Annotated in this window: 11 protein-coding genes and 2 tRNA genes; 7 read left to right on the top strand and 6 right to left on the bottom strand. The window is 40.4% G+C overall.

Features of this window, described 5'->3' with window-relative positions:
• The first annotated feature begins 116 nt into the window (after positions 1 to 116).
• Positions 117 to 1,505 carry a nitrogenase molybdenum-iron protein alpha chain gene (gene nifD, locus V7K79_RS23345; protein WP_335050867.1) on the top strand — a complete coding sequence of 463 codons (1,389 nt, stop codon included), beginning with the start codon at positions 117 to 119 and terminating at the stop codon, positions 1,503 to 1,505.
• A gap of 462 nt (positions 1,506 to 1,967) precedes the next feature.
• On the opposite strand, the gene V7K79_RS23340 is transcribed toward nifD, so the two are convergent.
• Complete coding sequence (locus tag V7K79_RS23340; protein WP_335050865.1) at positions 1,968 to 3,041, bottom strand: lipase family protein; 1,074 nt, start codon at positions 3,039 to 3,041, stop codon at positions 1,968 to 1,970.
• A 390-nt stretch (positions 3,042 to 3,431) separates the two neighbouring features.
• Here V7K79_RS23340 and V7K79_RS23335 point away from each other — a divergent pair, with 390 nt between their 5' ends.
• Positions 3,432 to 3,683 carry a DUF433 domain-containing protein gene (locus V7K79_RS23335; RefSeq protein ID WP_335050864.1) on the top strand — a complete coding sequence of 84 codons (252 nt, stop codon included), beginning with the start codon at positions 3,432 to 3,434 and terminating at the stop codon, positions 3,681 to 3,683.
• Positions 3,680 to 3,877 carry a DUF5615 family PIN-like protein gene (locus tag V7K79_RS23330; RefSeq protein ID WP_335050862.1) on the top strand — a complete coding sequence of 66 codons (198 nt, stop codon included), beginning with the start codon at positions 3,680 to 3,682 and terminating at the stop codon, positions 3,875 to 3,877. Before V7K79_RS23335 ends, V7K79_RS23330 begins: the two co-directional genes overlap by 4 nt.
• Here V7K79_RS23330 and V7K79_RS23325 read toward each other — a convergent pair.
• From V7K79_RS23325 to V7K79_RS23310, 4 genes are all read right to left on the bottom strand, one after another.
• Positions 3,785 to 5,311, bottom strand: coding sequence for a slipin family protein (locus tag V7K79_RS23325; protein WP_335050906.1), 1,527 nt, complete (start codon positions 5,309 to 5,311; stop codon positions 3,785 to 3,787). The two genes, V7K79_RS23330 and V7K79_RS23325, sit on opposite strands and share 93 nt — an antisense overlap.
• Positions 5,312 to 5,953: 642 nt before the next feature.
• A tRNA-Met gene (locus tag V7K79_RS23320) sits at positions 5,954 to 6,028 on the bottom strand.
• Positions 6,028 to 6,103: transfer RNA gene (locus tag V7K79_RS23315), tRNA-Met, on the bottom strand. The genes V7K79_RS23320 and V7K79_RS23315 overlap by 1 nt, the downstream gene beginning before the upstream one ends.
• 312 nt (positions 6,104 to 6,415) lie before the next feature.
• Entirely contained in the window at positions 6,416 to 6,994 is a 579-nt protein-coding gene (locus tag V7K79_RS23310; RefSeq protein WP_335050860.1) for a hypothetical protein, read from the bottom strand.
• 243 nt (positions 6,995 to 7,237) lie between these two features.
• Here V7K79_RS23310 and V7K79_RS23305 point away from each other — a divergent pair, with 243 nt between their 5' ends.
• Together V7K79_RS23305 and V7K79_RS23300 are read left to right on the top strand one after the other, a co-directional pair.
• On the top strand, positions 7,238 to 7,879 hold the full coding sequence (locus V7K79_RS23305) for a TraX family protein (RefSeq protein ID WP_335050858.1): 642 nt from the start codon (positions 7,238 to 7,240) through the stop codon (positions 7,877 to 7,879).
• Between the two features lie 917 nt (positions 7,880 to 8,796).
• On the top strand, positions 8,797 to 9,222 hold the full coding sequence (locus V7K79_RS23300) for a hypothetical protein (RefSeq protein ID WP_335050856.1): 426 nt from the start codon (positions 8,797 to 8,799) through the stop codon (positions 9,220 to 9,222).
• 239 nt (positions 9,223 to 9,461) lie between these two features.
• Here V7K79_RS23300 and V7K79_RS23295 read toward each other — a convergent pair whose 3' ends face one another.
• A complete protein-coding gene (locus tag V7K79_RS23295) occupies positions 9,462 to 10,346 on the bottom strand; it encodes a glycoside hydrolase family 75 protein (RefSeq protein WP_335050854.1) in 885 nt (294 codons plus the stop codon).
• A gap of 420 nt (positions 10,347 to 10,766) precedes the next feature.
• Between V7K79_RS23295 and V7K79_RS23290 the strand changes: the two genes are divergently transcribed.
• Positions 10,767 to 12,953, top strand: a complete 2,187-nt coding sequence (locus V7K79_RS23290; RefSeq protein WP_335050852.1) for a sensor histidine kinase — start codon at positions 10,767 to 10,769, stop codon at positions 12,951 to 12,953.
• 364 nt (positions 12,954 to 13,317) lie between these two features.
• On the top strand, positions 13,318 to 13,965 hold the full coding sequence (locus tag V7K79_RS23285; RefSeq protein WP_335050850.1) for a class I SAM-dependent methyltransferase: 648 nt from the start codon (positions 13,318 to 13,320) through the stop codon (positions 13,963 to 13,965).
• The last annotated feature ends 35 nt before the right edge of the window (positions 13,966 to 14,000 follow it).

The following is a 14,000-nucleotide window of genomic DNA, read 5'->3' as shown; positions in this document are numbered from 1 at the left end:
GGAAGAGTTTCATATCTTCCCTTTTACCTTTCACCTTTCCCTTACATCCCCCCTAAATTTACAGGGGACTCCTAGTCCCCCTATGCCCCCATCCTTAAAAGTCACAGAGGCTAAATATGACACCTCCAGAAAATCAAAACATCATCGAAGAAAGAAAAGAGCTAATTAAAGAAGTTCTCAGTGCTTATCCAGAAAAAGCCGCTAAAAAGCGTGAAAAACACTTAAAAGTATACGAAGAAGGTAAGTCCGATTGCGGCGTTAAGTCTAATGTCAAATCCCTGCCTGGGGTAATGACCGCTCGTGGTTGTGCTTACGCTGGTTCTAAAGGTGTGGTTTGGGGTCCTATTAAAGATATGATCCACATCAGCCACGGGCCTGTAGGTTGCGGTTACTGGTCTTGGTCTGGTCGTCGTAACTACTACATCGGCACCACAGGTATTGACACCTTTGGTACCATGCACTTCACCTCCGACTTCCAAGAACGAGATATCGTTTTCGGCGGTGACAAAAAACTTACCAAACTGATCGAAGAACTTGATGTACTTTTCCCCCTCAACCGTGGTGTTTCCATTCAATCTGAATGCCCCATCGGTCTAATTGGGGATGACATCGAAGCTGTTGCTCGGAAAACATCGAAAGAAATTGGCAAGCCAGTTGTACCTGTGCGTTGCGAAGGCTTCCGGGGTGTTTCTCAATCTTTGGGACACCACATTGCTAACGACATGGTTCGTGACTGGGTGTTCACCAGAGCAGACCAAGCTAAGAAAGACGGTACACTCAAGTTTGAAGGTACCCCTTATGATGTAGCCGTTATCGGTGACTACAACATCGGTGGTGATGCTTGGGCGAGCCGCATCCTGTTAGAAGAAATCGGCTTGCGCGTAGTCGCTCAGTGGTCAGGTGATGGCACCATCAACGAAATGTTGATGACCCCCAATGTGAAGATGAACCTCATCCACTGCTATCGGTCGATGAACTACATCAGCCGTCACATGGAAGAAGCTTACGGTATACCCTGGCTTGAGTATAATTTCTTCGGCCCCACCAAAATTGCTGAATCTTTACGGGAAATCGCTTCCAAGTTTGACGAAACAATCCAAGCAAACGCTGAGAAGGTCATCGCCAAGTATCAGCCCACAATGGATGCGGTAGTTGGTAAGTACCGCCCCCGCTTAGAAGGTAAGACTGTTGCCATCATGGTTGGTGGTCTGCGTCCTCGCCACGTTGTCCCAGCTTTCCAAGACTTGGGCATGAAGATGATTGGTACAGGTTATGAGTTCGCTCATAATGACGACTACAAACGTACTGCTGGCTACATCGAAAACGGCACCATCGTTTATGACGACGTTACCGCTTACGAATTCGAGGAATTTATCAAAGCGCTGAAGCCTGACCTTGTAGCTTCTGGTGTGAAAGAGAAGTACGTCTTCCAAAAGATGGGTCTTCCTTTCCGTCAAATGCACTCTTGGGATTACTCCGAACCTAGCGATCGCTCTTACAATTGATATAATGCAAGGCTTTTTCGCGGCAAGAGAAAAAAGAGCCTATTTCTAGCCTAAATACAACTTCCAGGGTTATCCAATAATAATCTGTTTTGATGGTTTAGACAATATAACTCTTATGCAGTCTCGTTTTTAGATTTTGCTTGCATTTTGCTCAAAGAAAAACTGTAAAAGAAAAGACTATTTTTAATGACGATTTTTTAGATTAAATGGTGCGATCAGAAAAAGCGGGAATAATTTATCTGGGAGATGCTAAACCTAAATTTAACTTAACGCGTCTGTTGAGCAGTTGCCAGTAACCTTTGCACCTACACCAGGATCTTTCGTCAATCCGCTCCAACAAAGTTGTTAGGCCGCTTAATTTCTCGTTCTGCCTGTCGTTCACACCACCTAGCAGTCCGTACATCGCTGCCGTTACGCAAATCCCTTAAACGAGTTTGAAGTTCATTAAACCGTTTTTCTAACTCACTGTAGAAATCTCAAGATTCCACGCATATAAATCTCTTCTAAATTGTGATGCCTCTCTAGAGCCGCTGCATGAATCGTAAAGTAAACTGGTGTGCCAGTATGTGCGTAATCTGGCATTCTTCTTTTGTTTCTGTCATACATTGCCTTAATGAAGCCAAAAAGTGGATTGGGATTTCTGTCTGGCCCAGTGACTCCACCGATACCCAAATTAGCTTCAGGATCTTCAGGCAATATGTCTAACTCAGGTGGTGTTTCAGATGATGCTGGCTGGAAAACGTTTCCTGTGGGAAACGGAATCATAGTTACAAAATCTTCAGTATTAGCAATTCTCCAATGCCTTACTTCTGTGCCTTGAAATTTAATGGCGAATTCTCTGTCGCCACATCGAGGGCTAGCAAAAGTATATAGAGTAACTTGTTTAGGCTTATTAAAGTGGGTGTTGCTGAGAATATCTGGGATTGCTAAGGTTGCTAATGCACCGCCAAGGCTATGTCCTGTTACAAAAATCTGAGAGCTTTGCTTGCAGGATTTGAGCGCCTCAATCATTGCGTCTCGCAGACTAACGTAAATCTGTCTGAAACCCACAGCTACACAACCAAAATCACCAACTTTGGAAATCTCAACTGGAGACTGAAGTAGACCCAACGCATTCCCAATAACCTTCAGTATCTTTCCATCCTGACTTTTACCATCACGATAAGAAACCAGTGGAATATTTGCATCTTTAAACCACTCAGCAAATGTCTTAGTGCCACGAAAAATAATAAACACATCATTGTTACTATTCTTAGAAGCAACAAAACCGAAGGGAAAATTTTTTTCATCATAAAACACACCTTTCAACTGATAAGCAGCATCAAGTTGTGGCTTGCTTGTTCGATCAGGCGATATCTTTGTCTCTTTAAAAGCCTCATAAACTTGATCAAAATGCTTGTATGCTTTCTGGAGTAACTCTGTCAATTCTTTAGCTACGGAAGGGTCAAATTCTTTATAGCTGGTAGGGTCAAAAAAAGCTATATCTGCCCGTTCTCCCCGTTCTATTGGTGTATTGGAATTTAATAAAGAAGTCATCAGTTTCACCTCCGTAGCAATCTAAAGCAATTGTCATTTCAGCTATTCTGTAGCCAATAATCTCTATCCGGTTATTAGACTGAAAGTTTCCGTCTAATTACCCGATTTTTGGATACTTATATGTAATTTTTCCATCTAATACCATACTTGAATATTATCTGATGTAATTCAGTATAGTTACTTAAATTAGAACAATTTGCCAGAAATTGTTTACATCTAAATATCCCTATTTGGACATTAGATGGGAATATACAGCAAGTTGAACTGCGATCGCATGACAGAGATTGTGTGTGAAATATATAAGAAGTAGACTGTTTTAGCGATCGCTTCGTTGCACCGCAATGTGAAGCTGTTCTAGACTTAGAAAGATGCTATGCAGTTTATAATCACATGAGCTATCACAATATTATTACAATTGAGCCGGACAAGCGAGGTGGTAAACCTTGCATTCGACGGATGCGAATTACTGTGTACGATGTTCTCGGCTGGTTGGCAGCTGGTATGTCTCATGGGGAGATATTAGACGACTTCCCTGAATTAACAGAAGAAGACATTAGGGCAAGTCTAGAGTTTGCTGCTGACCGTGAACATCGTTTAGTTGCTTTTCTACCAGACGCTACGCCAACGGTAGGTGATGTTTGAAGCTGGTTTTTGATCAAAATTTGAGTCGCAAGTTAGTAACTCAATTAGCAGACGTTTTCCCCGATTCCAGTCACGTTCAGTTTCATGGGCTGGATGCCAAGTTATTGCGGATTTATCCGAATCAAATCTGTCAAAATACTATCCAAGCTGCCGTTAACTTGAATCCGATCAATTTTCTCTGCAATCCGCTCTAATACTTCGAGTTCCTTCAGACGCAGTGCGACGGGGTTATCCTCCATCACTTTGGCAGTGTTTAGCATACTGCGAGTAGCGGCAGTTTCTTCTCTACGTCTGACTACGTTTGCTTGAGCGGTTTTTTCTGCCTCGACTACCTTGCTCAATATAGTCTTAATCTCACCAGGTAAAATAATGTCTTTGACACCTACAGAATCTACTTCAATTCCATAGTCTGCGGCTTTCTGGTGGATATATTCAGATATACTTCTATCCATTGCACCTTTATCCTCTAATAAAGCATCTAAGTTGCGTTCGCCGATCGCACCACGCAAAGCAAACTGTAATTCTTTGTATAAGAAGCCGGAAATATCTGACAACCCGTTTTTTGCTCTCAATGGATCGAGTATGCGGAAGCCAGCAGTCAAATTTAACCGCAGAGGTACTTTATCTTTAGAGAGGATGTCTTGACCGGATACTTCCATATTTTGCAGTCGCAGGTCAATGGTTTCGGTTTGAAAAGAGCGTCCAAATAACCACCAAGCGTGCACTCCTGGCGATCGCTGTCCTTGAAACTCTTGATTAATATATACTAATCCAACGTGCTGGGCGGGAACTTGGCAAATATGCAAACAGTTGCGACTGAGCAATTTCACTTCTGTTGAACCTTCAACCAACTCAGCCACTAAAGCAGGCTGTAACTGAGCATCAGCACTAATGTCGAGAATTTCCACTGCAACACCTTGCCAAAATAACTTGCGGCTGGTGGGTGGCAAAATCGAAATCACTTTACCTCGATATCGCACAATTGCAACTTGCCAAGCCAGTAATTGCACGGTTTCACAGTAGGCAGCTATAAAGTCAGGATGTTTTTCAATCAGTACATCTTCCAGGGGAAAGTCTGGGTTAGGGATAATCCGGCTAAGAGTCCTGACAGTAACATCTCTATCTAGCGACCAAAAAGCATACTCTCCTGGTTCTAGAGGTCGCACAAAATTATTTTGCACATATAGCAAACCAATCTCATACTCTGAAATTTGGAACTTTTTGAGTCCATTCAACGCAACTGAGCGCAATTGCTGTACAAAGTAACTAGGTAATTCTAAGCTTTCTTCCAAGTTGAATATATGAGATTCTACCTCAATAAAACCACGCCAAAAAGCAATCAATTTATTTGGTGCAACGCTTACCCAATTCTGACCGTAGCGGACTAATGCAACTTGATTGAATGCAGTTCTGATAATCAATAAATCTTTTTGTAGTTCGGCTTGTTGATTTCGCAACAACAGTTCTAGGTTTTCAATCTGAGCTAGTGGCTGATTGAGGTCATAAATTTTTACTTGCCAATGCCAACCTAAATATGTATGCGTACCGGGTTGCAAAATTTTCTTAAAGTCACTGCGGTGATATAAGATGCCGATTTCGTTAGGTTTAATATAAAACGTTTGCCACATAGTAATTTGCATAAATAATTTGTGTGATAACTTAAGTAAGTTAGGCGATGCCTGGATTGGGCGTAGCGATGTCTACGACGGGCTACGCCAACGCAACTAGCTAAGAAAATTTGCTCAACACATTTATAGCCTTGCTTGAACTCAAATACCACCTGTGTCTCACAGCTTAACTACTGGAGTAGACAGAATTTATCTTGAGGTTCTTTGAGCTTTACAACTCTGTAAACAAAAGCTAAAAGATTAATTTTAGCCTTTTGTACTACTAATATACTACAAAAAATATTTACTCTGCCAGTGCAGGTTTTTACAGTTTCAGTGCGGGCAAAAGCTTCTCCAAAACTGGATTAAGATTGCTGCTACTTTTTCTAAACTGCTCAATGGCAATCTAAAAAAAGAGAACCGCGCTCAAATATGCCGTTCGCTTTGCCACTCCAGAATCCCCGAAGGAAAACCGGATGTAGGAAAAGGAAGGAACATACTCAAATTAGGGAGAGATACAGTTGCGCTAGCTTTTTTACTGTTATAGATACCTGCATGACAGAGTAGAAAAAACAAAAAGTTTTTTTGATTGGGTTTTTTGAATACCCAACAATTCTGCGGCCTTGTCCCTACCAAGGTGCCCTTACCTAGGGCGAGGGTTTTTGGTGGAAAGTATAGGAATCGAACCTACAACACATCGATTATGAGTCGATTGCTCTACCAGTGAGCTAACTTCCTGGGGTTTGATACAGGAGTCGAACCTGTGACGCATCGATTATGAGTCGATTGCTCTGCCAACTGAGCTAATCAAACGATGGTATAGTTTCAAGTACTCAGCGATATACGCTTATACCAAAGGTTGGCGCACCAGTTAGGCTTATGGAACCTAAACTATAGCTTTGTAACTTTATTACTATCCCGCTTCAAATTTAACATAAAGGAATTGGGCATTGGGAGTGTTGAGTTAAGAGTTAGAAATTATCTCCTGTACCCCTGTGCCCCCGTCATCCCCCTTTCACTGAAAGTGTAATTACATCAGTACCCTCACCTCAAGTTGAATTGACAGCAATCGCATTAAGTCACATAACGGTGCAGTTGATACCTGTTTGCGCTCATTTTTGGGCTTTAGTCTGGGAAAGCTAAACCAGTCATGGGGTCACTAATATACAACCCTAATGTCAGACTACGCATTGCTTCATCCCAAACGGGTATTAGTTGTTCTGCTTGATCTACCCAATAATCGAATGTAATTAAGCATTGAACATTCGACCCCAAACCAATGCAAGTCCGCGAAAAAGCTTCCCGTGGTTCTTCTTGAATGTCAATGAACTTCATCTCTGTCCAGACAATTCTGGCAGTTTGACGCTTGACGGTAATTATTTCTCCCCTCTCAATGACGTTGCGACTGTCGTCTTCCAAGACTTTCTTCAAGGTGGATTTTAGCGGAAACTGGCTCCAGTCATTGGGTGGCAGGCGATTAAAAGATACTTCTAGACAGCAATCATCGTTAGGTGGTTTTTTATCCATGAACTTGAAGGATTTCTCTTGTGGCTCAAAAACCCAATTTTGTGGAACATTGAAACGAACAGCGCCTCGATCTGCTACAAAAATTTTGTAACCTGATGGAGATTCCCAACGATGATCGGGTTTGAGTTCAAGCGTTTCTTTTATCCACTGAAGATTGCTTTTTTTACGCTTTGCCATAGTGTTTCTGCGTTTTCTGCTGAAGAGGGCGTCACCGATAGCTTAACGTAAAGCCTTTGGCATAGCTTCTCCGTAGGAGTATGCTTAAAGCCACACAGGAAAGTAACAGCCCATCGTAGACATTGCCCTTTTTGTTAATGTTATCAAATTGCTAGTATTTTGAATAACTCTTATATTAAATAAATAAAATTAAATAAAATTTTTGGGATTCTATATCAAGGAATCCAAGGTAACTGTAACGTTGTGATTAAAGTTTCAGCTTTTAACATTAAAATCTTAGCCGCAGTGTTCATGGTTATGGATCACGTGTGCTATTTGCTAATGCCAGAGTTAAGAATTTTGCACTTAGTTGGGCGATTCAGTTTTCCCCTCTTTGCATGGCTTCTGGTTAAAGGCGAAAAACACACCCAAAATGCATACCGCTATGGGAGGAGACTATTAATTACAGCAATAATATCTCAACCAATCTACACTATTGTTTTTCAAAGCTTATCACTTAATATTCTGTTCACGCTTTTTCTTGGACTTGTGATGTTGCGCTTAATAAAGCGTTACTCACAATTATGGCAGCAATTAATAATTATCGGCTTGTGTGCAGTAGTTGCCGAGGGCTTGGGCGTTGAATATAGAGTATATGGGATTGCAGTAATTTTTTTGATGTCCCTAATAGAAAAACTAAAGCCTAATGTATGGTTGCTTTACTGGTGCTTTTTTCACTTTATTTTAGTAACTCTATTTATAAGTGATATAGTGCAATATTGGGCAATTATTGCAGGATTCATTGTTTTTCAATTCAATGGAAAACAAGGTTCACGAGCTAGATGGTTTTATGTGTTTTACCCGGCTCATTTAATTGTTTTAGGTATAATCAATTATTTAATTTAGTCTAAGTAGGATTAACTATATATATAGCAATACAGATAACCTTAATACAATTGGCTTCACGGATTGAAGCAAAGTAATTTTCTAATATCGTGTCCGATTAAAGACTTATCATTAAGACCGCAGTTCTTAGCAGGGGGAAAGAGGGTTTTCTGGTTTCTGCATAGATTACGGGAATTATAACTAATTAACCGGACATGATATAACTAAACAGCGATCGCATAAGAAAGCTGGTATCCAATCCTTTAAAATTAATAAGGGCTGGCAGTGAGGCGGACAAGAATTTTGCTAGATTATTTTTTTAGGCTTTGCTATAGTGTTTTTGCTTTCTCTGCTGAAGAGTACATGGGCGTAGCCTGTTGTTGACATCGCCCAGATTATTATCAGCGATCGCTCACTTTGCTAATCGTATCAAATTGCCAGTAATAGAGTGTGTTCTCGTGCAGCACAATGCACATTATAGGAGGGATGCGATCGCACCACCATCACACCGATCAAAACTAGTCATCACAGTACAAAAATATAGATAAAGTCAAATTTAGTTAGCAAAATCAGCTTTGACTTACTCAAAATGCTTTATAACTTATTCATTTTGGTGTTTTCCGCAAGTAAAATCAACTTTGATTTACTCAAAATGCCTTATGACTTATTCATTTTGGTGTTTTCCGCAAGTAAAATCAACTTTGACTTACTTAAAATGCCTTATGACTTATTCATTTTGGTGTTTTCCGCAAGTAAAATCAACTTTGACTTACTCAAACCCCAGTTTGCTTTCTCATTTCAGTAGTTAGCGCATTCATGACAACGATCGCTATGTAGCAAAAACTATTGCAGATTTGCCGGAATTCTCTCAAGCCGATCTATACGTAAATTTTTTAAAGTAAAGAATATTAACTGTACTAGATTACAAGGTGTAGATCATGGCTCGTAGAAAAAGAACTTCTGTAGTATTAGAAAAAGCAGTGCGCCGTGCGGCTAGCATAAACTCAATTGATCCGAGGTTAGATTTAGGTAATGGAATTACCTTACCTGCTTTCTCAACTCTGATCGAGACGATGCGATCTAAAGAAAATACCTACAATAGTGCCCTTTCCAGCTTGGATAAGTTGTATCGAGAAATGCTAGAAACAGAAAGCAAGTTGGGAGATATGACAGAGCAAATGCTGATGGCAGTTGGAACTCGATATGGCAAAAGCAGTATAGAGTATGGCATGGCAGGGGGAGTTCCTAAAAATCAGCGTCGTAAGGTACAGCGAGAAAAGTCACCAACTCTCAATGATGAGCAACCGTCATTTGTTGCCAGTATGGAGAACAACAATGGAAAGAAACCAGCAGCGACAACTTAATACAGCAGTTTTTGTTTGGATGAAGTACAAAATCACTGGTTTTGAGGCAAGAGGAAGAATAATTTAATTTTTGAGTCCTCGGTTTTGTACCTCACGCTTGTTGCAAACTAGTGTATATGCTATGTACGCAAACTTTTTTCAAGCAAAAATGATTGCATAGACGCATTCGCAAAGCGTTTAGTAGACAATCGCTCTCGGTAAGAAAGAGACGTAGTAGCGCTACGTCTCTACTGCAACTTTTATAGAGACTTGATCCGTTCTACACCGCCCCATATTTCAAAAAACCGTTTAGTTTCAGCTTCTATCTCTGAAATTGTTCTTGGCTGTCCATTCCCAGAACCTGGAAAAACAACATAAACAATATCTTTGGGAATTCCTCGCCTGACTCTTGATTGTACTAATGGATCGTTTCCAACAGCCTGAGACAAAGCTATTGAACCCTCTCCAATCTGGTTTTTAGGGCCAACATCAGCATAAATTGCAAAAGCGAGTTTTTCATTATTAGTGTTGTAAACAACTGCAAAATCTCCTAATTTAACGCCTGTAGCCTTTATAAAATCATTATTTCCCGGAAGAACAATATACGGAATCTTTGTTGAATCAACATAGCGACGTGGATCTTGTTTAACAAATCCAGAATCGAATAATGCAGTCGTAGAAATATAGTATCCAGGATATGGATCGGTACTGCCTTGAATAAATGGATTGCCGTTTTTATCTACAGCTAGTGCCCACCAGTTATCTGAATACCCAGCATTTGCCAAAAAATCAATTCCTTTATCTGCGGGGTGATAAGCATTAGGCGCACCATCAGCATTAATGCTCATACCTGCTTCATAGAAAAATGCAGATTCTCCATTTGCCTGGAGAATGGGAATTTCAGCAATTTTAAGAACAGTCTTGATAGAAAATTTTGTGACTGGACTAAGAAATTTTTGAGCTACAAAACCTTCTAAAGTTTTACCTTTAAGAATAGTTGCCACCTTCCACCACTTGTCATTATCCAAATGTTTAATTTTAGTGACAATATATCCTTTTGGAAGAGATGCTATTTGATTAACTTCGTCAACAATCGGTGCTGAACGTATATTCAAACTATCTGAGATTACTTGAAACTGCTGCATAAATTACTCCAAATTTAAAAGTTGAACTCATGAAAATACATTAAAAAAACCAAATATTTGTGCTGATGCTATTGCTAATATGTAGTCTCAAACTCTGATTTTTTGATGTCGCGCCAGCTGCTACAATGGCGAGTCAGTTGGGCGGGTAATATCTAATTTCCCTGGAAGCAAGCAAGGCAATACAAAAAAACGAACCCTCGCAATCCACGCCACATCTAGATATCACTTACTAAATCGCTGGATTTAGATCCCCGACTTCTTCAAGAAGTTGCGAGTCTGAGCAGCAATTTTTGCTTAAAAAGTACCATTCCACCCTAAAGTCACCTTTGATTTGAAAAAAAATTTCAATAAAGGTGAGTATACGAACATCTTGGGAACTATATAAGTAAATCAAATTAGCATAACTTTCAGCTTCCAGCAATGAAGACTCACTATCTCAGCAAAGCTAAGGCGTTACCATTACAGATTGTTCTTATTGTTCCCTTTGTGATTCAAATTTTTGCAGCAGTCAGTTTAGTGGGTTATTTGTCCTTTAAAAATGGACAAAGAGCAGTTAACGATTTGGCAGGGCAGTTGATAGATCGCAGCAGCGATGTGGTGGATGAACACCTGAAGTCTTATCTTTCCATTCCACAAACTCTTAATCAGATCAACGCAGACACCATCCATCGAGGAATTTTAAATGTACGCGATCGCCAAACCCTTGGCAAGTATTTCTGGGATCAGATGCAGGCGTATGACCTGACTTATATTGGTATTGGACTAACGACAGGTGAGGGGCTGGGTGCTGCTCGTTATGATGGCAAGACAATTACTATTGATGATTGGACTGCCAAGCTTCCCAATAATACTTTTACTTATGCCACAGATAATCAAGGTAATCGAACTCAGGTAAATGCTCGATGGACTTGGCAAAATTCTAACGAACCTTGGTATACCGAACCCATTGCTGCTGATAAACCTATTTGGGCAAAGATTGTAACTGGAAATTATCCCACTGGCCCCTACATTGCTGCTTCTGCCAGTCGTCCAATTTATGATTCGCAAAATCGCTTATTAGGAATGATTGCCTCTGATATTCATCTGTTGAAACTCAGCGATTTTTTACGCAGTTTGGATATTAGTCAGTCTGGGCGGGTATTTCTTTTGGAGCGGGATGGCACATTAATCGCCAGTTCTGGTACAGAGAAGCCTTTTGTCTTCGTCAATCAAAAGATCCAGCGATTGCAGGCGATCAACAGTTCTGACCCAACAATACAGAACATTGCCAGACACCTCCAAACCTCCGGGTTTGCCTCTATTACCCAAGATACAAATTTTCAAGTTGAGGTGGAAGGAAAACAGAATTATGTCAATGTTATACCTTGGCGTGACAAATATGGTTTGAATTGGTTGATGGTGGTGAGTGTGCCAGAGAACACATTCATGACCCAAATTAATGCTAATACCCAAACCACGATCGCACTTTGTTTGGGCGCATTAGTTGTTGCCTCAGCGATAGGTGTGTTTACCTCTCATTGGATTGTACACCCGATTCTACGTTTGAATTGGGCAAGTGAGGCAATGGCAGCCGGCAATTTAAATCAGACAGTAGAAACTAGCGGTATTCGAGAACTTAATACCCTGTCTAACTCTTTCAACCACATGGCAAGACAACTGCATGAATCGTTTACAGCTTTAGAGAAAAGCAAAGAAGAACTAGAAGATCGGGTAGAAGAACGTACCACTGAACTTAAAAATACATTAGAGGAATTGCAGCGCACTCAATCTCAAATTATTCAAAGTGAAAAAATGTCTAGTCTGGGACAATTAGTTGCTGGAGTCGCACACGAAATTAATAATCCAGTCAACTTTATTCATGGCAACCTCGCCCATGTGCAAGAATATACGCAGAATTTATTATTACTTATGCAGTTGTATCAGCAATATCATCCTTACCCTATTGCTGAAATTCAAACTCTTGTCGAAGACATCGATTTAGAGTTTTTGCAGTCAGACTTGCCAAAATTATTGTCTTCTATGAGAGTCGGCACGGATCGCATTCGCCAAATTGTACTGTCGCTGCGGAATTTCTCTCGCATTGATGAAGCAGAATTTAAACGGGTCGATATTCATGAAGGCATCGATAGTACTTTGATGATTTTGCAGCACCGCCTCAAAGGTAAACCAGAACAACCGGAAATTGAGGTAATTAAAGACTACGACAATGTACCTTCAGTAGAATGTTATGCCGGACAGCTTAATCAGGTATTTATGAATATTTTAGTAAATGCGATTGATGCCTTAGAAGAAAATAATACAAAGCGTACTTATCAGGAGATTGAGAACAATCGTAGTCAAATTAAGATTTGCACATCGATAGTTAATTCAACGTGGTTGCAAGTGGCGATCGCGGATAACGGAGTTGGTATTTCTAAAGAATTTCAGCAACGAATATTCGATCCCTTTTTCACCACTAAACCCATTGGCAAAGGAACCGGAATGGGTATGTCCATCAGTTACCAAATCGTCACAAAAAAACATAACGGTAAACTGGAGTGTTTCTCAACTCCTGGAAAAGGAACCGAGTTTATCATTCAAATTCCTTTGCAATTAAAGAATGGTTGAACTATGAATTATAGCTGAGGCTTGCAGGAAAAGGAAGATATAAAGAGTTTTGGATTATACAGCAGATTTCAAGTTGAGGAGGGTGTACTTCATTAACTTGTAAAGTGCTTTAAGTAACAATCCCTTTGCTAATTTCCGAAAATTGAACAATGATTTGCTGTTTAGGGCGATCGCTGTGTATTATTGCATCAATGGCACTGTTGCGTAGGCGTAGCCCGCTGTAGGCATCGCTATTTTTGATAATAGAGAATATATCTATTGTGAAGTTATTTTGTTAATAAGATAATATAGAAGTTTTGGACGCTAACAAGTTATACAGTTGAACAGGTAGTTAAAATCAGTAGTTCTGTTTGTTAAAAAATTTATGCAGATACATCAGGTGATTGAAACCTACGATCAAGGAGCGGTGGATTATGACGCAATTATGAAGCGTTACTGGCACATTGAACGCGAACCCTTAATTGCTTCCTTGCAGCTAAAACCAGGACAAACTGCCCTGGATGCTGCGGTAGGAACAGGTCTTAATCTTCCAGGCTATCCTGAAGGTGTACGTGTCGTCGGTGTCGATCTTTCTGAGAAGATGATAAATGAAGCACGTAAAAAGCCCGTATCCGCAGACATCACCTTCAAGGTATCGGATCTCTGCAATCTTGATTTTCCTGATAATAGTTTTGATGCAGCAGCATCAGGATTTACCCTCTGTGTCGTTAACGATCCAGTTCGTGCTCTTGCAGAGATTCTGCGAGTTACTAAGCCTGATGCCTTGATTGCCATTCTCGATTACTGCAAATCACAAGATCCAGAGATTCAGAAATGGCAAGAATTAATATATGACGCTAGTTCACAGCTAGGCTTCCCGACTGGCAAGATCAAGTGGGATGCATTGATGGATTATGACGAATTGATTTACAATAGCAAGTTGACCATTGAAGTGCTTGCAGACAATCGCATAGAAAGTCCAAATCCGTTTTTATGTGGTTGTCAATTACTGCTGAAAAACTCAAAAGCTTAAAGGCGACAATATCGCACTCTTGCTCAATGAGTGCG

This window comes from Nostoc sp., from assembly GCF_036917575.1.
Classification (GTDB): domain Bacteria; phylum Cyanobacteriota; class Cyanobacteriia; order Cyanobacteriales; family Nostocaceae; genus Nostoc.
This window is presented reverse-complemented; position numbering and strand designations above follow the sequence as displayed.

Coding starts and splice junctions, on each gene's coding strand:
- V7K79_RS23295 (WP_335050854.1), bottom strand. CDS start 10,346: ATGCAGCAGTTTCAAGTAATCTCAGATAGTTTGAATATACGTTCAGCA.
- nifD (WP_335050867.1), top strand. CDS start 117: ATGACACCTCCAGAAAATCAAAACATCATCGAAGAAAGAAAAGAGCTA.
- V7K79_RS23300 (WP_335050856.1), top strand. CDS start 8,797: ATGGCTCGTAGAAAAAGAACTTCTGTAGTATTAGAAAAAGCAGTGCGC.
- V7K79_RS23285 (WP_335050850.1), top strand. CDS start 13,318: ATGCAGATACATCAGGTGATTGAAACCTACGATCAAGGAGCGGTGGAT.
- V7K79_RS23310 (WP_335050860.1), bottom strand. CDS start 6,994: ATGGCAAAGCGTAAAAAAAGCAATCTTCAGTGGATAAAAGAAACGCTT.
- V7K79_RS23340 (WP_335050865.1), bottom strand. CDS start 3,041: ATGACTTCTTTATTAAATTCCAATACACCAATAGAACGGGGAGAACGG.
- V7K79_RS23290 (WP_335050852.1), top strand. CDS start 10,767: ATGAAGACTCACTATCTCAGCAAAGCTAAGGCGTTACCATTACAGATT.
- V7K79_RS23335 (WP_335050864.1), top strand. CDS start 3,432: ATGAGCTATCACAATATTATTACAATTGAGCCGGACAAGCGAGGTGGT.
- V7K79_RS23325 (WP_335050906.1), bottom strand. CDS start 5,311: ATGTGGCAAACGTTTTATATTAAACCTAACGAAATCGGCATCTTATAT.